We start from the raw sequence: 20,539 nt of genomic DNA on the forward strand, positions 1-20,539 counted from the left end.
CGGGGCGCTAGGCTACGACCATGCCCAGCAGGCGGACGCATATCGCACCTTACGCACCAGGCGGCCAGCTCGCCGCGGCCCTCACCGCGCTCAGGGAGGCGGGCGGGATCGTCGACGCGTTCCCGCCCGAGGCAGTCGCCGAGGCCGTCTCAGTCACGCCGCCCACCCCAGAGCTCGACCTCCGCGATATCGGGTTCGTGACGCTCGACCCGGCAGAGTCGCGAGACCTCGACCAGGCGTTCGACATCAAGCGGCTCACAGGCGGCGGGTTCGTCATTCGCTACGCAATCGCCGACGTTCCGGGCTTCGTCGCGGCGGGTGGCGCGCTCGACGCTGAAGCGCGACGCCGCGGTCAGACGCTGTACCTCCCAGACGGCTCGGTGCCGTTGCATCCGCGAGAGCTCAGCGAGGGTCGCGCCTCGCTCCTGCCGAATGAGGAGCGCACAGCGTTCGTGTGGACGATCGAGCTCGATACCGATGGCCGCGCTGCACTCGACGGAGCAGCGGTCTCCCCCGCGCGGGTGGAGCGTGCGCTCATCCGATCCTGCGCGAAACTCGACTACGCTTCGGCCCAGCTCACACTCGATTCGGGCGCCGCGGGCTCCGGCCCTGCTGCGGAGGCTCTCACGCTACTCCGGGAGGTCGGCGAGCTGCGCATCGGCTGCGAACGGGCGCGCGGCGGCGCGAGCCTGAACATGCCCGAGGAGGAGGTCCTCCGCGACAACAGTGGCTACCGGATCGAACGCCGGTTCCCGCTCCGGGTGGAGGAGTGGAACGCACAGTTGTCGCTCCTCACCGGGATGGCGGCGGGCAGGATCATGCTCGACGGCGGAATCGGGATCCTCCGAACGATGCCGTCGCCAGATGCGACGGCGCTCGCTGAGTTTCACGACAGGGTCGCGGCTCTCGGCCTTCCCTGGCCTGCCGGTATCGCGTATGGCGAGTACCTGCGCACAGTCCCTGCCGGAACGCCTGCTGGGGCCGCCGTGCTGCACGCCGCGGCGAGTCTCTTCCGGGGCGCCGACTATGCGGCGTTTGGGGTCACCCACGATGGGGAGCGGCTCGCGCCGCCCGAACGTCCAGAGCAAGCAGCAATCGCCGCGCCCTACGCGCACGTGACTGCGCCGCTGAGGCGACTCGTCGACAGGTGGGGCCTGGTGATCTGTGAGGCGCTCTGTGCTGGGCGCGAGGTGCCCGAATGGGCCAGTTCGAGTCTTGGCGAGGTACCTGGACTCATGCGGTCGTCCTCCTCGCTCGCCGGCAGGCTCGGTTCCGAGGCGCTCGACAGGATCGAGGCAGCGCTGCTCCGCGACCGGGCAGGCGAGGAATTCGACGCCGTCGTGCTCGAGGCCCGGGGCGGCGGCGCACGCGTGCAGATCGTCGACCCCGCGGTCACCGCCAGAGTGCCGAACACGGGCGGAGCGCTCAGTGCTGGGCGCCACGCCCGCGTCAGGGTCGTGAGTGCGGAGATTGCGACGGGGACGATCGAACTCGCCGTCGCGTGAGGTGCGATCTCGGTTATTCGAACCTTGTCGCGGCGAGCGGCAGCTCGCTCCGCACAGAGCGGAACACGACGAGGATCGCGGCGGCCGCGAGCCCGAGGCAGATCCCGATCAGCCCGAGATAGCTCGCATCGGGCAGCGTCACACCTCTGTCGCCGCCGCTCAGGGCGACAACGACAGCCCACGCCGTGAGAAAGCCGAGCCCGATCGTGAGTAGAAAGACTGCCGCAAGCGGGAGCGCGGTCTCGACGACGATCATCCGCCTGAGCGTTGCCGCCGGCATTCCGCTCAGTCGCAGCAGGCCGAGCTGGCGGCGCCGGTCGATCATGCCAGCGACTGTCGAGACCGACAGGGAGATCGCCGAGATGAGCGTGGCGATCAGGATCCCGATCCAGGCGAGGCTGACGTACTGGCGCGCGAACCGGGTCGCCCCGGCATCGGTGCTCTCTACCCGCGTCGCGGGAAGCCCCGCAAGCGTGAGGCCGCTCGTGGTGATCGCGGTCCGCGCTCGTTCGAGCGATCCGGGCCGATCGTCGGTGAGCACCGCCACGAGCGTCGGTGTTGCTGTCGCGGCGGCGGCCTCGGTCATCGCTGCGGTATAGACATCGCGACCGATCGCGAATGGGCTGAAGTACGGCTGCTCCAGCCACAGCCACTCAGCGGTTCCCGGATCGAGTCCAAGCGCACGGGCATCCTCGCCGGAGAGGACAAAGCCGCCATCGAGCAGTTCGCCGTCAACGCCCGCGGGCGTCTCTTCTGGGTGGGAGGCTCCTGCAGGTTCGCTCTCACCGCCAAGGGAGGTGTTCTCCCCTTCATACCAACCGACTCGCACAATGCGTTCAACGCCAGGGATCTCAGCCACCCGCGCGAGGCCAGCCTCTTGCGCAGCCGGATCGGCGTCGACGGCGACGTTTGCGACGAGCGTCTCGGCTCGCACGAGTTCGGTCGCCGGCACGTCGGCGACTTCGTCTACGATCTCGGTCGTCGTGCCGACGGCAAACACTGTGACAACAAACACCGCAAGCACGAGGCCGCTCACTGACCTGAACGTCGCGCGCGGGTGGCGGGCAATCCTGCGCATGGCGATCACTCCAGCGGCACCGTTCGCTCGGCGAGCTCCGAAGCCGCTGACTGTCGCCGCGAGCCACGGGCCTGCGAGCACAAGCCCAGTAGTCACGAGGACGAACCCGACGAGGATTGTGATGTCGGGGACCCGCACATCAAGCCCCGAGGACGTCACGACTGCCGGCGTCGCGATCACAATCGCGCCGAGCATGAGTGGAACAAGCGACAACCATCTGGCCGGGCGCTCATGTTGCTCGCGGCTCCCGCCGAGCGGGCCGAGCCCTGTCCGAAGGGCTGTGACAAATGCGACGATGCCTGCAAGCGCCGCTGTGCCAAGCGCTGCGACGATCATCACCCAAGACGGAACTGCGAGGTCGCTGACGAAGAATCGAGAGCCTTCGATCTCGACGAGCGCCGCGAGCGGGCGAACGGCAAAAAAGAGCCCGACGCCGACAAGTGCGCCGACGATTGCCGGTGCGACTGCTTCGAGCGCTGCGAGCACGGCGACAAGGCGCGGCGAAGCGCCGATAAGTCGGATCGTTGAGAAGCGTTCCGTACGCGCGGCTTGTCCAAGCTTCGTGACGATCGAGATAAGCACCACGACCGGGAAGAGCACGGCGACCCCACCTATGATCGCGATCATTGCGTAGGCGGGAGTCGGAAACCTCACGCCCGAGAGGTCGGCATGCAGGCTCGCGCCGAGCATCGGTTCCACAACGGCCGCCTCGGTGCCGACGATTGCGAGCATACTGTCGGGGCCGAGCAGCGCATCTGGGCCGATGATTCCAATCCGAGTGCCGAAGCGGTCTCCGAGCTCGTCGGCAGGCGCGGCGTCGATGAGCTCGGCGAGCGCTGGCGAGGCGTAGTACTCCCCCGGCTGCGGGGCGCGTTCAACCCCGGGGACCGCGACGGTCGAGTTTGCCGTCGCCGCGATAGACACCCGCGTGATCGCTTCACCATCGTAGAAGTCTCCGGGGGCGCCGAGCATGCCGCTCGGCGCGACCCACACTGTGTCGTCGCCGAACTCAAGGTCGGCGATCTGACCTGTTTTGAAGGCGCTATCAAGCGGCCAGGTCGAGCGAGCACTCCGGTCCCCGAGCGCCTGGTAAGCGGCGATCACGAGGAGCAGGAGCGCGACGCCAACAGCAACACCGGCCGCGATTCCGACGAGGCGCTTCACGCCACCGCGCTCGCGCGAAGCGAGCACCCAACCGACGATGACCGCCCTCATCGCGCGAGCCCCGATAGCTTGCCGTCGCGCACGACGACCTCGCGGTCTGCATATGCGGCGGTGCGGGCATCGTGAGTCACGAGCACTACCGTTGTTCCCGATGCGCGCGAGAGCTCCGTGAGGGTGAGCATCACCTGCTCGGCAGACAGCGAATCGAGTGCACCCGTCGGCTCGTCGGCAAAGATCACCTTTGGGGCCGTCACGAGTGCTCTGGCAATCGCGACGCGCTGTGCCTGCCCACCCGAGAGTTCTGACGGCAGCTTCTGTACGTGCTCGTCGAGGCCGAGCCGTTCGAGCCACCGGCGTGCCTGACGCAACGCGATCTTGCGCGGCTGCCCAGAGAGGAGCAGCGGGAGCGACACGTTGTCGACAGCGCTGAGATCTGGCAGCAGCTGCCCAAACTGAAAGATGAAGCCGAACTCCGAGAGCCTGAGCTTCGCCCGCGCTGCCTCGCCGAGCCCGCTCAGCTCCGAGGTCTCGCTCGTTGCGGGGTCGCGATAGATTGCTGTCCCGTCGTCGGGTGTGAGCACGCCAGCGAGGATATGCAACAGCGTTGACTTCCCTGATCCAGAGGGCCCCATGATCGCCAGGATCTCGCCCTGCGCGACATCGAGGTCGACACCTCGGAGCGCGACGTCCATGCCGAAGGACCGCTCAATGCCGCGAACGCTGAGCACGGGGTTCATCGCGCCACCTCCGCCCGCAGTTCGCCAAGACGCGCTGAGGTGAGCTCGATCCAACGGAGGTCGGCCTCGATGTGAAACAGGGCGTGGTCGCAGACGAGCACCGTCGCGAGGTCGGCCCCAAGCTTGCGCCTCGTCAGCTCGCGCATCCGCTCAAGGTGTTCTGCTCGTTGGATGTCGAGCAGTCGGGCGGCATCATCTTCGAGCAGCAGCGCGATGATCGTCTTCGCGAACAAGTTGCTCTGCAGCGCCGGCGATGGGGTGTCGGCCGAAAACAGCCAATCCTCGAGCTCGGCGCGACCTGTGGCTGTGATCTCGTAGCGTTTGCGGTCGGGGCCGCCGCCCGCCTCGTCGCCGAGCAGCGCAATGAAACCGTGCTTCATGAGTCGTGCGAGCGTCGCGTACACCTGACCGAATGCGAGGGGTTTCTCGGCCCCGAAGTGCCTGTCGTAGTCGTGCTTCAGGTCGTAGCCGTAACCGGAGCCGGTTCCGAGCAGCCCGAGAAGGGCGTGTGAGGAGTCCATCGTTGCCATACACCGAGCGTATACACGGAGTTTATAGATGCGCAAGTCGTGACTTTCGACTGCCTGGGCGGGCGGTGGTCGACTGGAAGCCGCGAACCGGCCCCGAACGATTCCTGTCGCGCGCACGCCATGTGTTCAACGATGCAAATGCAGAAACGACCCCAATCCTGCATACGATCGACAGATCGCAGGGATTGGGGTCGTTCAATGCGCCGAGAGCCGGATGGAGCTGGGCAGAGCCGGATGGAGCTGCGCAGAGCCCGACAGTGGCCGAGGCTGGAGCCGCATGGAGCTGGGCAGAGCCCGACAGAGCTGGGCAGAGCCCGACAGAGCTGGGCAGAGCCCGACAGAGCTGGGCAGAGCCCGGCAGAGCTGGGCAGAGCCCGACAGTGGCCGAGGGTGGAGCCGCAGACTGGCTGGCGCTACTTCGAGGCGATAACCTCAGGCTTGCCAGACTCGCGCTCGTGCCCCATCTCGTCAGCGATGCGGTTCGCTTCTTCGATGAGCGTGGCGACGATCTCAGACTCGGGAACGGTCTTGATGACCTCGCCCTTCACGAAGATCTGCCCCTTGCCGTTGCCCGAAGCAACACCAAGGTCTGCCTCGCGGGCCTCCCCTGGCCCGTTCACAACGCAGCCCATGACTGCGACGCGCAGCGGCACGGTCATGCCTTCAAGGCCCTTGGTGACCTCCTCGGCGAGCGTGTAGACGTCGACCTGCGCGCGGCCACACGAGGGGCACGACACGATCTCAAGCTTGCGCTCGCGGAGGTTCAGCGACTGCAGGATCTGCAGGCCAACCTTGACCTCCTCGACGGGCGGGGCCGAGAGTGACACGCGAATCGTGTCACCAATGCCCTCGGACAGCAGAATGCCAAAGGCTGTGGCGCTCTTGATCGTTCCCTGGAACGCCGGGCCCGCCTCGGTCACACCAAGGTGCAGCGGCCAGTCGCCCTGCGCGGCGAGCTGCCTGTAGGCCTTCGTCATCACGATGGGGTCATTGTGCTTCACCGAGATCTTGAAGTCGTGAAAGTCGTGCTCCTCGAAGAGCGATGCCTCCCAGACTGCGCTCTCCACGAGCGCTTCTGCTGTCGGCTTGCCGTACTTCTGCAGCAGGCGACGGTCGAGCGAGCCGGCGTTCACGCCGATCCTCAAGGAGACTCCCGCGTCCTTCGCGGCCTTGGCAATCGCGCCGACGTTTCCGTCGAACTGGCGGATATTGCCTGGGTTCACACGAACCGCGGCGCACCCGGCGTCGATCGCCGCGTAGATGTAGCGCGGCTGGAAGTGGATGTCGGCGATCACCGGAATTTGGCTCTTCTTCGCAATGATGTGCAATACATCCGCGTCGTCCTGGCTCGGGACGGCGACACGAACAATGTCGCACCCCGCCGCCGTAAGCTCCGCGATCTGCTGGAGCGTACCGTTGATGTCGGTCGTCGCAGTCGTGGTCATCGACTGCACAGAGATCTGCGAGTCGCTGCCCACGCCGACTGAGCCGACCTTGATTTGACGGGTCTTGCGCCGCGGTGCCAGAACTTCCGGTACCTTCGGCATTCCCAAATTCACTGCTGCCACGGACTCGAGTCTACCGCGGTCAGCCGAACGTTAGCCGAATAGTGCGACAGGCTTCACAATATCCGCGTACATGAGCAGCAGGCTCATTGCTCCGAGCGCAATCACGACAACGAATGTGACGGGAACCATCTTTGCAGTGTCGACCGGGCCAGGATCGGGCTTCCCCCGCAGCCTCGCCCACCCGCGCTTGATCGCCTCATAGATCGCGCCGGCGATGTGACCGCCGTCGAGCGGCATGAGCGGTACGAGGTTGAAGACGAACAGTGCGACGTTGAGCGAGCCTGCGAGGCTGAAGATGAACTGGGCACGAGCGGAGAACGGCACCTCGTCCATGCTCACCACTTCACCGGCGAGCCTGCCAATCCCGACGACACCCATCGGCCCGTTGGGATCGCGCTCCTCCGCGCCGAACGCGGCCTGCCAGACGTCGACGAGCCGCGCCGGCAGGTTGATGATGACGCCGGCGACGTTCTTGACGTTTTCGCCGACAAAAGCTGGGATCTCGGTGATCGGCTGCTGCACCACTTCGGTGCCCGGCGACGCCCCGATCATGCCGACGCTCTCGGTCTTCGGTGTTCCGTCGGCGTTCAACACCGCTTTGCCGTTCGCGTCGGCGAGAATCCGCTCATTCGCCTCTGGCGTGAGCCCGACTGTCTCGGTCGTGCCGTTGCGCTCGATCTCGACCTGCAGCGTCTGCCCTGGCGACGAAGCCACGATTGACCGGAACTGCTCCCAGTCTTCAATCTGCTGCCCGTTGACTGCAACAAGCTTGTCTCCGGGCTTCAGCCCGGCCGCCGCAGCTGGGGCCGCCTGATCGTCAGTGCCGCAACTCGTCTGCGTGCTGCCCGCCGGTACGAGGCACTCGCTCACGTGCGCGAGCGTCGTGCTCGATTGGGCGACGCCGAAGCCCGAGATCACGATGCCGAAGAACAGGAACGCGAGCAGCAAGTTCATGAACGGCCCGCCCGCCATCACGATGATCTTCTTCCAGACTGGGAGCCTGTAGAACGACCGGTGATCCTCACCTTCGCCGATCGTCTCCGCGCTCGCGTCGCGTGCTTCGTCAACCCAGCCCGCGATCCCGCGACGATACTCGACCTCGTCGGGGCCGCCAGCGGCAGTCTCGGCGGAGCCGACCCGCGTGATCTCATCGACGATCGCCTCGCCGTGCTTCTTGCCGACCTTCACTGGCGCGTCTTCGACGACCGAGTTCAGAAACCCCGTCGTCGCCTCGCGCGGCGCTTCCCCCGGCTTCGATGGCGGATACATGCCAATCATCGCGACGTAACCCCCGAACGGGAGCACCTTCACGCCGTACTCAGTCTCGCCTTTCTTGCGCGACCAGATTGTGCGCCCGAAGCCGATCATGTACTGCGTCACCTTCACGCCAAAGAGCTTGGCGGGGAGCAGGTGCCCGATTTCGTGCAGCGCGATCGAGATGCCGAGCAGCAGCACGACGATCAGGATCCCGAGGGCATAGAGCAGAACGGTAGTCACCGGTTTAGCGTACCCGCGGCGGCTGTGTTTAGCCCCTCAGCGGGGCGAGTTCTCAGCACTCGATGACATTCACAGCAAGCCCGCCGCGCGCAGTCTCCTTGTACTTGTCGCTCATGTCTTTGCCTGTCTCGCGCATCGTGATGATGACCTCGTCGAGCGTGACGTGGTGTTCTCCGTCACCCATGAGCGCCATCTTCGCCGCGTTGATCGCCTTCGATGCCGCGATCGCGTTGCGCTCGATGCACGGGATCTGCACGAGCCCGCCGATCGGGTCGCACGTCAGCCCGAGGTTGTGCTCCATCGCAATCTCTGCGGCGTTCTCGACCTGCTGCGGCGTGCCCCCAAGGATCTGCGCGAGGCCAGCTGCCGCCATGGAGGAGGCAGAACCGACCTCGCCCTGGCACCCCACCTCTGCACCAGAGATTGAGGCCTGCTCTTTGAACAGCACACCAATTGCTGCCGCGGCGAGCAGGAAATCGACGACGACGCGCTGCTTCTCGTCCGGGCTCCATGTCGCGGCGCCTGGCGCGTAATGGGTCGCGTAAAACAGCACCGCAGGAATGATCCCCGCCGCACCGTTCGTTGGCGCGGTGACGACGCGACCACCAGACGCGTTCTCCTCGTTCACAGCGAGGGCGACGAGGTTGATCCATTCCTGCCAGAACACGGGGTCGCGGTCAGGATCCTGCTCGCTCAGCTTCCGGTGCCACTCAGGCGCTCGCCTGCGTACGTTCAGCCCGCCGGGCAGCACGCCGGTGCGGGTGAGGGCTGAGTTCTTGCACCCCTCCATCACGTCCCAGATGTGGGCGAGGCCGCTGCAAATGCTCTCCTCGTCTCGGCTGACGAGTTCGTTCGCGAACATCACTTCAGCGATGCTCAGCCCGTTTGATTCGCTGTGCACGAGCAGCTCAGCCGCCGTGGTGAAGGGGTAAGGCTGCTCGGCGAGCTGCTCTGCGAGGCGGTCGAGGATCTTCTCCTCGGCCCCGTCGCGCACGATGAAGCCGCCGCCGACCGAGTAGTAGGTCTGCTCGTCGAGCACTTCGCCCGCGGCGTCGAGCGCCGCGAACCGCATGCCGTTCGTGTGGGTCTCAAGCACCGTCAGCGGGCGAAGCACAATGTCGGCGACGCCGAACTGCACGATCGCCGGCTCGGCGCCGTTCGCCGCGGCTCCGAGCTCGACGCCGACCCGCAGCTCTCCCGTCTCCTCAATGCGGGCGAGCGCGGCCTCGACCTCGCTCGGCAGCACAGTCTCGGGGTCGAATCCCTCAAGCCCGAGCAGCACTGCGGTGAAGGTGCCGTGCCCGTGGCCGGTAGCTGCGAGCGAACCGAAGAGGTCCACCCGCAGCCCGGCCACCCCGGTAAGCTTGCCGCGCGCTGCGATACCAGCAACAAACGCGTGACCGGCGCGCATCGGCCCGACGGTATGAGAGCTCGATGGCCCGATCCCGACGGTAAAGAGATCGAATACGCTGATCGCCACGCTGCGGCCTGCCTTTCGGGGTGTGGGTTGGTGAGGGCGCGTTACGCGACGGTTGCGTCGTTCGCGGCGGCGTACTCCTCAGCCGAGAGCAGCGGGCCCTCAGAGGTGACTGCGACGCGGAACAGCCACGCCGCACCGTATGGGTCGCTGTTCACGAGTGCAGGGTCGGCGACGACGGCGTCGTTGACCTCGACGACCTCGCCAGTGACGGGGCTGTAGAGGTCAGAAACCGACTTCGTCGACTCGATTTCGCCGCAGACCTCGCCTGCGGTGAGCTGCGCGCCAACCTCAGGCAGCTCGATGTAGACAACGTCGCCGAGGGCGTCTGCCGCGACCTGGCTGACACCAACGGTTGCGGGGCTCTGATCGTCGATCCACTCGTGCTCTTCGGAGTAGCGGAATCCTGCGTGTACCTGGCTCATGGGTTTCTCGATTTCTTTCTGTGGGGTGCTGTGGGGGTGTGCAGTGGGCGGTGTAGCCCCGGGGCTACGCGCCGCGCTTGTAGAACGGGAGGGCGATGACTTCGAACGGCTCGCGCTTGCCGCGCAGGTCGACCTCGACTGTCGTGCCTGGCTCGGCGAAGCCCGCATCGAGCTTTGCGAGCGCGATCGGGTAACCAAGGGTCGGACTGGGCTGGCCGCTTGTGATCACGCCGATCTCGCGGGGCGCCTCGTCAGTAACCTCGGATGGCGGGGAGTACACCGCGTAGCCGCCGCGACCTGCGCGACGTCCGAGTCCCTTGAGCCCGACGAGCACGCGGCGCGACCCAGCTTCCTTCGCTGCTTCAAGCGCGGCGCGACCCACGAAGCTCTCGGTCTTCTTGAACGAGACGACGCCACCGAGGTTCGCCTCGAACGGCGTCGTGTCGACGTTGAGCTCGTTGCCGTAGAGCGGCATGCCCGCCTCGAGGCGGAGCGAGTCGCGCGAGGCGAGGCCGCACGGCGTCAGCCCGTGGCCCTCGCCTGCGGTGAGCAGCAGCTGCCACAGCTCGGGGGCACGCTCGGCCGGGATGTAGAGTTCGAACCCATCCTCGCCCGTGTAGCCTGTGCGCGCGAGCAGCACGTCCATGCCAGCGATCGTGACGGCGGTCCAGGCGTAGTACGCGAGCTCGGTGGCAGCAGCCCGCTGCTCGTCGTTCGCGACAACGGCGCGCACGATCTCCTCGGAGTGCGGCCCCTGCACGGCGATGAGCGCGGTGTCGGCTGACGCGTCAGTGACCTCCACCGCGAAGCCCTCGGCGCGCTCGGTCAAGAGGCGCGCGACAGTGGGGGCGTTGCCAGCGTTCGGCACGACGAGGTAGCGCGTCTCAGCGATGCGGTAGACGATGAGGTCGTCGACGATGCCACCATCGGCGTTCACGATGAGCGAGTACTTCGCCTTGCCAACGGGGGTCACCGCGAAGTTTCCCACGAGTGCGGTGTTCAGGAAGGCGGCGGCGTCATCACCCGACACCCACACCTCCCCCATGTGCGATAGGTCGAACAGGCCTGCGGTCTCGCGAACGGCGCGGTGCTCCGCGAGCTCGCTGCCGTACTTCAGCGGCATGTCCCAGCCGCCGAAGTCGGTGAACGATGCGCCGAGTTTCTCGTGCTCGGCGTGCAGCGACGTGCGCTTCGGCTGCTCAGTCGTGTGCTCAGTCATGATTAGTCCTCGTAGGCGTCGATGGGCGGGCAGGAGCAGACTAGGTTGCGGTCACCGAACGCGCCGTCAATGCGCGAGACCGGCGGGAAGTACTTGTCGACGCGCAGACGTTCGCTCGGGAACGCTGCCTGCTCACGGCTGTACGCCCGGTCCCAGCTGTCAGAGACGACGACCGCGGCGGGGTGCGGCGCTCCGCGCAGCGGCGATGCCTCGATCGCGTAGGTGCCAGCGACGACCTCGTCGATCTCGGCGCGGATCTGGATCATCGCCTCAATGAACCGCTCGATCTCTCCGAGATCCTCCGACTCTGTCGGCTCGACCATGAGGGTCCCCGGAACCGGGAACGCGAGCGTCGGCGCGTGGAAGCCGAAGTCGATGAGACGCTTCGCCACGTCCTCGGCGGTGACGCCAGACTTCGCGGTGAGCTCGCGCAGGTCAAGAATGCACTCGTGCGCGACAAGGCCGGTCTCGCCGGTGAAGAGCACAGGGAAGTGCTCGCGGAGGCGCGCGGCGATGTAGTTTGCCGAGAGCAGCGCAGTCTCGGTCGCGCGCGTGAGCCCCTCACTGCCCATCATCGCGACGTACGCGAACGAGATTGGCAGGACGCCGGCGGAGCCGAAGAGCGTCGCCGCTACGGGGATGCCGTCGGTCGTCTGGATCCCTGCTGAGCCAGCGCCCCTCGCCGGGTTGCCCGGCAGGAACGGCTTCAGGTGCTCAGCGACGGCGACCGGGCCGACTCCCGGCCCACCGCCACCGTGCGGGATCGCGAACGTCTTGTGCAGGTTCAGGTGCGAGACGTCGCCGCCGAACTCGCCCGGCTTGCCGAGCCCGACGAGCGCGTTCATGTTCGCGCCGTCGATGTACACCTGGCCGCCCGCCGCGTGCACGCGATCGCAGACGTCGCGCACGTCGGCATCGTACACGCCGTACGTCGAGGGGTAGGTGATCATGATTGCCGAGAGCGCCGCGGCGTGCTGCTCGATTTTCGCGTCGAGGTCGTCGAGGTCGATCGCGCCGGTCGGCGTGTTCTTCACGATCACGACACGCATGCCTGCGAGCACAGCCGACGCGGCGTTGGTGCCATGGGCGGACTCGGGGATGAGGCAGATGTCGCGGCCGTCGTCGCCGTTCGCGAGGTGGTAGCTACGAATCGCGAGGAGACCAGCGTACTCGCCCTGCGAGCCGGCGTTCGGCTGCAGCGAGATTCCCGCGTAGCCGGTGATCTCAAGAAGCCAGCTTTCGAGGCGGCCGATGAGCTCGCGCCAGCCGACGCTCTGATCGGCTGGAACATACGGGTGGATCCCGGCGAACTCGGGCCACGAAATCGATTCCATCTCGGCGGTCGAGTTGAGCTTCATCGTGCACGAGCCGAGCGGAATCATTGTGCGGTCGAGCGCGAGATCGCGGTCAGCGAGGCGGCGGAGGTAGCGCAGCATCTGCGTTTCCGACCGAACCTCGTGGAAGATCGGGTGTGTCAGGTACTCGCTCGTGCGGGTGAGCTCCGCAGCGAAGGCGTACTCCCCAGCGGCGACAGCCTCAGGGGCCGTCGCGCCGAAGACCTCGGCGACCGCCGCGACGGTGTGGGCCGTCGTGGTCTCGTCGAGCGAGACGCCGACGGTGTCCTCGTCGACGAGACGGAGGTTCAGCCCCGCGTCTGCAGCGACGGCGACGATCTTCGACGCGACGCCGGGAACCCGCGCCCACAGCGTGTCGAAGAAGGAGTCGCGCGTGAGCTCGACGCCGACGCCGGTGAGGGCCGCGGCGAGCGTGCGGGCGTGCGCGTGCGTGCGCTCGGCGATCCGCTTGAGCCCATCGGGGCCGTGGTACACGGCGTACATCGACGCGGTGATCGCGAGGAGCGCCTGCGCGGTGCAGATGTTGCTCGTGGCCTTCTCACGACGGATGTGCTGCTCACGGGTCTGCAGCGCCAGGCGGTAGGCTGTGCGACCCTCCTGATCCTTCGAGACGCCGACGAGGCGACCCGGGAGCGAGCGCTCGAGGCCCTCGCGCACCGCGAGGAACGCGGCGTGCGGGCCACCGAAGAACAGCGGCACGCCGAAGCGCTGCGTGTTGCCGACCGCGATGTCGGCGCCCTGCTCGCCGGGTGAGGTGATGAGCGTGAGCGCGAGGAGGTCGGCTGCGACGGTGACCATCGCGCCGCGATCCTTTGCCTCTTTGATCACCGCCGCGTGGTCCACAACCGCGCCGTCGTTACCCGGCTGCTGCAGCACGATGCCCGAGATCTCGCCGTCGGGCAGACCCTGCGAGAGATCCGCGACCTCGACCTCGAAGCCGAGCGCCTCCGCGCGGCCCTGGATGACGGCGATCGTCTGGGGGAAAAGGTTCTGGTCAACGACGGTCTTCGCGTCTGCCTTCGCCTTGTTCGCGCGGCGCATAAGCAGCACAGCCTCGGCCGCCGACGACGCCTCGTCGAGCATCGACGCGTTCGCGACCGGCAGGCCTGTCAGGTCAGACACCATTGTCTGAAAGTTCAGGAGCGCCTCAAGCCGGCCCTGCGAAATTTCGGGCTGGTAGGGCGTGTATGCCGTGTACCACGAGGGGCTCTCGAGCACGTTGCGGCGAATCACCGGCGGCGTGTGAGTCCCGTAGAACCCCTGCCCGATGAGCTGCGTCTTCACGACGTTCTGCGATGCGAGGCCGCGAAGCTCGGCGAGGATCTCTTCCTCGCTCAGCGCGTCGGGCAGTTCGAGCGGGCGCGCGCTGCGGATCGCGGCGGGAACGGCCGCGTCGACGAGGGCCGCGCGGCTCGTAAACCCGAGCGCGTCGAGCATGACCCGCTGATCGGCGTCTGACGCGACGCCGATGTGGCGGTTCGCAAAGGGTACGGACAGTGCTGGTGATGTCACAGAGGATCTCCAATATCGGGGTCGCGCGCGACCAACGTAAAGATCCTCCCCGCTCTGTACTGTGACCTGAGAGATTCGAGCGAGTGAAACCACCACTGCACCCTTGCACCTTCGGTGAGCGGGAAACCCGCTGCTTTTCAGAGTTGCCTAGGCGTTGCGGTACAGGGGCCTGAGAGTTTCCCAGGGAGGGTTTGCTCCTACGGCGCCGGGGCTCACCCGGTCTCTCCCGCAATGCTTCAACGGCGTATTCAGTTGTTACGGCAGAGTCTACCCTGCTGCCAGAGCTCAGGCTACGCCGCGAACACCCGGTGGGCCTCCGCCCGCGCCCAGCGCTCGGCCTCAGCAAGAGTCTCGAGCGTCAATTCGCCCGGCGCATCGTGCCGATCGACGACCTCGCGCACGGCGTCAACGATTCCAGTGAACGTGATCTTGCCGTCGTGGAACGCGTCGACCGCCTCCTCGTTGGCCGCGTTGAACACGGCGGGGAAGGTGCCCTTCGCCGCGCCGACCTGCTTCGCGAGGTTCAGCGCCGGGAACGCCTCGTTGTCGACGGGCTCGAACTCCCAGGTCGCCGCCGTCGTCCAGTCGAGGGGAACCCCGATGTTTGACAGCCGCTCTGGCCACGCGAGACCGAGAGCGATCGGCAGGCGCATGTCGGGCGGCGACGCCTGCGCAATCGTCGACCCGTCAATGAACTCAACCATCGAGTGCACGATCGACTGCGGGTGCACGACGATGTCGATGTGCTCGTAGGGTACGTCGAACAGCAGGTGGGCCTCGATGACCTCGAGACCCTTGTTCACGAGCGTCGCCGAGTTCGTCGTAATGACCCTGCCCATATCCCACGTCGGGTGTGCGAGCGCCTGCTGCGGCGTGACGTCGTGCAGCTCGTCACGGGTGCGCCCGCGGAACGGCCCGCCTGAGGCGGTGAGCACGAGCCTACGCACCTCGTCATGGGTGCCTGAGCGGAGGGCCTGCGCAATCGCAGAATGCTCGGAGTCCACGGGCACGATCTGGCCAGGCTTGGCGAGCCGCTTCACGAGATCGCCGCCGACAATGAGGGACTCCTTGTTAGCGAGGGCGAGCGTGCGCCCAGCCTCAATCGCCGCAAGTGTCGGGGCGAGACCCACCGAGCCGGTGATGCCGTTCAGCACGACATCGGCGTCGACGTCACGCGCAAGCTGTACTGCAGCGTCGACGCCAAGCCCCGTGTGCTCGACACCGAACTCTGCCGCCTGCGCGGCGAGCCGCTCGGCGTTGCGCCCAGTACCAAGAGCGACAACCTCAAACCTGTCTGGGTGGCGCCTGATCACGTCGAGTGCTTGCTCGCCAATCGAACCAGTGGACCCCAAAATCACAACGCGCCTCATGCAGACTATTCTGCCTGAGGCGCGCTGTGCGGTGTGACCGACGTCCCGCGAGCGGGGCCGATCCGAGGTGTTACTCGACCTTCGAAACGAGCTGCAGCACGAAGGTGCGGGTCATGCCGTCGTTGTACCCCATCTCGGAGGGCATCGTGACGAGGATAGTGGATCCGACCTTCTGGCCGATCATCGCCTGGCGGAAGCCCTCAACGAGCGCGCCCTCCGCAGTCGAGAACTCAATGCCCGTCTCACTCCAGTTCCCGTCGAAACGCTCAGCGCCGTTCCAGTCAACGCCGACGTAGTTCGTCATGATCTTCTCGTTGTCAGCGACGACAGGTCCGTCGCCCTCCTCAAGCACCTTCAGCTCAAGTTCAGCGGGCGCTTCCATACACGTCGGGATCGTGATTGTCGGCTCTGACTTGCCGTCGCCCAGGTCGACCTCGGGATACTTCTCATCGCGCGGCTTCGGGTCGTCACAGACCTCTGCGGCCTCGGTGAAGTCGAACACGAACACGAAAGCGTCGGTCTTCTCCAGACCGGTGAAGCCCCGCTCTGCGGGATCCACATCGCCGAGCGCGTCAGCAACCGAGGACACGATGACTGTGCGCTGTCCGACGGAACCGCAACGCACGGCTTCGTATGCCCACTGCGCGTCAGCGAACTGGTCGGCATCGTTCGGGAACTTCATGTCGGGAGCGACGTTGATGACTTCACCGGTCTTGCCGTTGAAGATCGTGTAGTTGCCCGTCGCAACCTGGCCCTCCGCAAACGGCTTCGACTCACCGTTCTTGAGCACGGTGCGCTCGATCTTGTCGCCGGCCTCGATCGGGGTCTTCGAGGTGAGTTTGATTTCACCACCGACGTCGCCAGTCACCTTGACAGACTTGCTCGCTGCACCGGCTGGCGCGCAGGACTCGCCGCTCGCGTCCTTGGCGATGACAGTGTCGCTACCTGTCGTACAGCCCGAAAGCAGCAGCGCACCAACGATGGCTGTCGGAATAAAAAGGCGGGAGAGTTTCACGGGGATCCTGTTCTCGTCGATGGGATCAGACGGGTCAAATGTACTTCAAGTCTGGGGCATCGTGTGAGCCTGAGGCTGGGAGCGGGCCGCATCCGGGCCCCGCGGCCGGGTCTCGGGGCGCTTCCGCGGGGCAGCTTCGGCCCGCCCTTGGCTGGGCAGCTCAATAGATCTGCGTTCGACGTTGCCTATTGCCAAACAGCCCCGAAGCGGCATTGCCTTTGCAGATCACATCCCCTGCGCGAGCCGGAGAGTCCGCTACGCCCCCGACTCCTCCGTCCCCGGGCGGAAGCAGGCGACACGGTGGTCACCATGCGGCGCTGGCCGCGACTCGAGCTCGGGCCGCCCAGTCGAACAGGCTTCAACGGCCCGCCAGCAGCGTGTGCGGAACGGACAGCCCGACGGCGGGTCAATGGGGCTCGGCACCTCCCCAGTCAACTGGATGCGCTGCCGCGTTTCCCGCGCGGCAGGGTCAGGGATCGGGGACGACGACAGGAGGGCGCGCGTGTACGGGTGGCTCGGGGCTGCGTACACGCGCTCCGTTGGCCCCTCCTCTACGATCCTTCCGAGATACATCACTGCTACCCGGTCGGCCATACTGCGCACGACAGCGAGATCGTGGCTGATGAACAGGTAGCTGAGCCCGAGCCTGGCTTGCAGATCCTTGAGCAGCGTCACGATCTGCGCCTGCACCGATACGTCGAGCGCCGAGAGCGGCTCGTCGAGCACAAGCATCCGAGGCTCGACAGCGAGAGCCCGCGCGATACTAATGCGCTGTCGTTGCCCGCCAGAGAACTCGTGCGGGTACCTCTCGAGGTGCTCGGCACCGAGGCCGACAAGTTCGAGCAGCGAGGTCACTCTCCCTCGCCACTCTGCACGCGGCGCGAGATCCCCGTGGATTTCAAAGGGCTCGCAGAGAATGTCCTCGATCGTCATCCGAGGGTTCAGCGAAGCAAACGGGTCTTGCAGCACGATTTGCACGTCACGCCGAAACCTCAGCCTGGAACGGCGATCAGTACCGATGGGGGCGCCTTCGAAACGCACGTCGCCCGCGCTCGGTTCTTCAAGCAGACTCACGAGTGAGGCGAGCGTACTCTTACCGCAGCCGGACTCACCCACCAACGCGAGGCATTCGCCCGGCGCGATCGCCAGATCAACGCCATTAACCGCGTACACCGTCGCCTTTCCACGGCCACCCGACCGCTTCACCGCAAAATGCTTCGCAAGGCCCGAACCCGTAAACAGTGCGTTCGTCATGAGCTAGCTCCGTCAGTTTCGTCAACGTGTTCGAGGTGGCACGCAAGCTCGCGCCCAGTAGCGCCGTGCTGCATGGGCGGCTGCTCCGCCTCACACAGCGATGTCGCGATCGGACAGCGCGGCGCGAACACGCACCCGCTAGGCAGCCGTCCGGGGTCGGGTAGGCCGCCCGGAATCGGCGTTGGAAGCGCGGTGAGATCGATGCGCGGGACCGAGCCAAGGAGACCACGGGTGTAGGGATGCTTGGGGTTGCCAAGCACCTCGTGCACCGACCCGACCTCGACGATCTTCCCCGCGTACATCACGACGATCCTGTCGGCCATCTCCGCGGCGACTCCCACGTCGTGCGTGATCATGAGTAGAGCCATGTCGCGCTCGGCACACATGCGTCGGAGCAGCTGCAGAATCTGCAGTTGCACGGTCACGTCGAGCGCGGTCGTTGGCTCGTCCGCGATGAGGAGTTCAGGCTCGAGCGCGAGGGCCATCGCGATCATGATGCGCTGCCGCATGCCTCCGGAGAGCTGGTGCGGGTAGTTCTTCGCCCTCTGCTCTGGGTCGGGAATCTGCATGGCACGCATGAGCTCAACGGCGGTGTTGCCCGCTTCTTTGCGGCCCATCCCGCGGTGTACGCGGAGGGCCTCCGCGATCTGGGCACCCACGCGGTGCACTGGGTTGAGCGCCGACAGCGCGTCTTGAAACACCATTGAAATGCGACTACCACGAACGCGGTTGAGGTCGCCCGACAGCAGGTCTTCGTCTCCCAGGTGGAGCCGGTTAGCGGTCACCGCGGTCGTGCGGGGATCGTGGAGGCCGAGAATCGACTGCGCCGTCACGGACTTGCCAGATCCGGATTCGCCGAGCACGACGACGCACTCACCCTTCGCGACGCTAAACGTGACATCGCGCACCGCTGGGATGGGGGTCTGCTGGTCGCGGCCGAAGCTGACGTTCAGCCCATCTACCGAGAGAAGTTGCGTTGTCATGAGCGCACCTTTGGGTCGAGCAAGTCGCGCACCGTATCGCCGAGAACAACAAAGGCGAGCACCGTGACGCAGAGAAACAGTGACGGGAATAACAGGAGGTGCGGGTGCGAGTTGAAGTAGCTCTGCGCCGTGTTCAATTGCAGGCCCCAAGAGATCGCGGGGGCTTGGAGGCCAACGCCGAGGTACGTGAGGCCGGCTTCACCGGCGATGATCCCGCCGACGCTCAAGCTCGACAGCACAATGACGGGCTGGATCGCGTTCGGGAGGATATGCCTGCGCATGATCCGCCCATTCGAGGCGCCGAGCGCCCGCGCCGCTCGCACATACTCCATGTTCTTCACACTCATCACCGTCGAGCGCATGACGCGCGTCTGCGTGGGCCAGGAGAAGATCGCGAGCGTAATGCATACCGTGAGGATGTTGCGAACCCCGATTGCCGTGAGGATCACGATCGCGGCAACCATGAACGGGAAGCCGTAGAACACGTCAGTGATGCGCCCGAGCACGGCATCGAACCAGCCGCCGTAGAAGCCGGAGAGCAGGCCCAACACAACTGAGATAGCCATCGTCGTGAGTGTGACAGCAATCGCGATCGTAATCGACGGCCGTGCCCCATAGATCACGTTCGCGTACAGGTCGCACCCCTGCACATCGAACCCGAACGGGTGCCCCGACGTAGGTGGCATTCCCGAGAACGCGAGGTCACAGTCTCGCGGGTCGCCGTTGCCGAACAGCGCCGCGAACGGCTGCGGCACGATCGAAATAAAGAGAAATAGGATCACTATTGCCGCGGGAATCACGAACCCCGGGCGCCGCAGCAGAGCGAGGAACGCGGGGGGCTTGCGCCTGGTCGCGGTGACGATCGCCTCCGTGCGGGGCGCAGTAGCTGGGTTAGGCATGGCGAATCCTCGGATCTAGGTAGGCGTAGAGCACGTCGACGAGCAGGTTCACGACGAGGAACACGATGACGAGCAGCGTCGAGATGCCGACGACCGTCGGACCGTTCTGCTGGCCGATGGCGAGGAAGATCTGGTTGCCGAGCCCCGGCAGGTTGAAGATGCCCTCGATAATGATTGCGCCGCCCATCAGAGCACCGAATTCGATGCCGAGAAACGTCACGACCGGGATCAGGGAATTGCGCAGCGCGTGGTTCGTGACAACCCTGCGGCGTGGCATCCCTTTTGCAATCGCGGTGCGAACGTAGTCCGACTGCAGATTCTCGATCAGGCTTGACCGTGTGAGGCGCGCTGTTGCTGCGAGCCCCATAATCGCGAGCGCTGCAGCAGGCACGATGAATGCGACCGGCCACCCAGCGGAGACGCCAGCGACGGGGAACCACTTGAGCTGTACACCGAAGGCGATCTGAGAGACGTACGCGACAACAAACACGGGAACCGCGAACGCAAGCGTGGTCACGATGCCAACCAGGTGGTCAGGGAACCGACCGCGGTTGAGCGCGGCCCAAACCCCGAGCGGGATTCCGACGATCACCTGCATCGCCCAAGCTGTCGCGCCGAGCATGATGCTCGTCGGCCAGTTTCGCGCGATGATCGCGGAGACCTCGTGCCCCTGGAAGTCCGTACCGAAGTTGCCTTGGAACAGGTTCAGCATGTACTTGCCGTACTGAACGAGCAGGGGGTCGTCAAGGTTGTAGCGCTGGCGAAGCTCGTTGTACACGGAGGGCGACAGGTGCTGTTTGCCACCGCCGAGCGCGGCAATCGGGTCGCCTGGAAGGGCATACACGACGACGAAGATCAGGAAGGTTGTCCCCAGGAATACGGGAATCACCTGAAGCAGGCGTTTGAAGATGTAACCGGCCATCGGTTCCTCTCGCGCGGGCGGGGTGGCGC

16 protein-coding genes and 1 riboswitch are annotated in these 20,539 nt (G+C 65.9%); of the genes, 1 reads left to right on the forward strand and 15 read right to left on the reverse strand.

Annotated elements, in window-relative coordinates:
- Positions 1–20: 20 nt before the first annotated feature.
- A complete protein-coding gene (locus ACF07D_RS01655) occupies positions 21–1,505 on the forward strand; it encodes an RNB domain-containing ribonuclease (protein WP_391503640.1) in 1,485 nt (494 codons plus the stop codon).
- A 13-nt stretch (positions 1,506–1,518) separates the two neighbouring features.
- On the opposite strand, the gene ACF07D_RS01660 is transcribed toward ACF07D_RS01655, so the two are convergent.
- From ACF07D_RS01660 to ACF07D_RS01730, 15 genes are all read right to left on the reverse strand, one after another.
- The gene (locus ACF07D_RS01660) at positions 1,519–3,798 is read right to left on the reverse strand and encodes an FtsX-like permease family protein (protein ID WP_391503641.1); all 2,280 of its coding nucleotides are present in this window, start codon (positions 3,796–3,798) and stop codon (positions 1,519–1,521) included.
- Positions 3,795–4,484 (reverse strand): ABC transporter ATP-binding protein, encoded by a 690-nt coding sequence (locus tag ACF07D_RS01665; protein WP_119281537.1) that lies wholly within the window; start codon positions 4,482–4,484, stop codon positions 3,795–3,797. Before ACF07D_RS01665 ends, ACF07D_RS01660 begins: the two co-directional genes overlap by 4 nt.
- A complete protein-coding gene (locus tag ACF07D_RS01670) occupies positions 4,481–5,014 on the reverse strand; it encodes a PadR family transcriptional regulator (RefSeq protein ID WP_391503642.1) in 534 nt (177 codons plus the stop codon). Before ACF07D_RS01670 ends, ACF07D_RS01665 begins: the two co-directional genes overlap by 4 nt.
- Before the next feature lie 413 nt (positions 5,015–5,427).
- Positions 5,428–6,561 (reverse strand): flavodoxin-dependent (E)-4-hydroxy-3-methylbut-2-enyl-diphosphate synthase, encoded by a 1,134-nt coding sequence (ispG, locus tag ACF07D_RS01675; RefSeq protein ID WP_391503942.1) that lies wholly within the window; start codon positions 6,559–6,561, stop codon positions 5,428–5,430.
- Between the two features lie 51 nt (positions 6,562–6,612).
- On the reverse strand, positions 6,613–8,079 hold the full coding sequence (locus ACF07D_RS01680; protein WP_391503643.1) for a M50 family metallopeptidase: 1,467 nt from the start codon (positions 8,077–8,079) through the stop codon (positions 6,613–6,615).
- A 52-nt stretch (positions 8,080–8,131) separates the two neighbouring features.
- Positions 8,132–9,559, reverse strand: coding sequence for an L-serine ammonia-lyase (locus ACF07D_RS01685; RefSeq protein WP_391503644.1), 1,428 nt, complete (start codon positions 9,557–9,559; stop codon positions 8,132–8,134).
- A 41-nt stretch (positions 9,560–9,600) separates the two neighbouring features.
- Positions 9,601–9,981, reverse strand: a complete 381-nt coding sequence (gene gcvH / locus ACF07D_RS01690; RefSeq protein WP_391503645.1) for a glycine cleavage system protein GcvH — start codon at positions 9,979–9,981, stop codon at positions 9,601–9,603.
- 64 nt (positions 9,982–10,045) lie between these two features.
- Complete coding sequence (gene gcvT, locus ACF07D_RS01695; protein ID WP_391503646.1) at positions 10,046–11,200, reverse strand: glycine cleavage system aminomethyltransferase GcvT; 1,155 nt, start codon at positions 11,198–11,200, stop codon at positions 10,046–10,048.
- A 2-nt stretch (positions 11,201–11,202) separates the two neighbouring features.
- Complete coding sequence (gcvP, locus tag ACF07D_RS01700) at positions 11,203–14,067, reverse strand: aminomethyl-transferring glycine dehydrogenase (RefSeq protein ID WP_391503647.1); 2,865 nt, start codon at positions 14,065–14,067, stop codon at positions 11,203–11,205.
- Positions 14,068–14,214: 147 nt separating this feature from the next.
- Positions 14,215–14,306, reverse strand: a riboswitch (glycine riboswitch).
- Between the two features lie 51 nt (positions 14,307–14,357).
- Entirely contained in the window at positions 14,358–15,437 is a 1,080-nt protein-coding gene (gene dxr, locus ACF07D_RS01705) for a 1-deoxy-D-xylulose-5-phosphate reductoisomerase (protein ID WP_391503648.1), read from the reverse strand.
- 70 nt (positions 15,438–15,507) lie between these two features.
- On the reverse strand, positions 15,508–16,452 hold the full coding sequence (locus ACF07D_RS01710) for an FKBP-type peptidyl-prolyl cis-trans isomerase (RefSeq protein WP_119281546.1): 945 nt from the start codon (positions 16,450–16,452) through the stop codon (positions 15,508–15,510).
- A 255-nt stretch (positions 16,453–16,707) separates the two neighbouring features.
- Positions 16,708–17,706, reverse strand: a complete 999-nt coding sequence (locus ACF07D_RS01715; protein ID WP_391503649.1) for an ABC transporter ATP-binding protein — start codon at positions 17,704–17,706, stop codon at positions 16,708–16,710.
- The gene (locus ACF07D_RS01720) at positions 17,703–18,689 is read right to left on the reverse strand and encodes an ABC transporter ATP-binding protein (RefSeq protein ID WP_391503650.1); all 987 of its coding nucleotides are present in this window, start codon (positions 18,687–18,689) and stop codon (positions 17,703–17,705) included. Before ACF07D_RS01720 ends, ACF07D_RS01715 begins: the two co-directional genes overlap by 4 nt.
- Positions 18,686–19,588 carry an ABC transporter permease gene (locus ACF07D_RS01725; RefSeq protein ID WP_391503651.1) on the reverse strand — a complete coding sequence of 301 codons (903 nt, stop codon included), beginning with the start codon at positions 19,586–19,588 and terminating at the stop codon, positions 18,686–18,688. Before ACF07D_RS01725 ends, ACF07D_RS01720 begins: the two co-directional genes overlap by 4 nt.
- Positions 19,581–20,510, reverse strand: coding sequence for an ABC transporter permease (locus ACF07D_RS01730; RefSeq protein ID WP_391503652.1), 930 nt, complete (start codon positions 20,508–20,510; stop codon positions 19,581–19,583). The genes ACF07D_RS01725 and ACF07D_RS01730 overlap by 8 nt, the downstream gene beginning before the upstream one ends.
- Between the last annotated feature and the right edge of the window lie 29 nt (positions 20,511–20,539).

This window comes from Leucobacter sp. NPDC015123, from assembly GCF_043080205.1.
GTDB classification, from domain to species: domain Bacteria; phylum Actinomycetota; class Actinomycetes; order Actinomycetales; family Microbacteriaceae; genus Leucobacter; species Leucobacter aridicollis_A.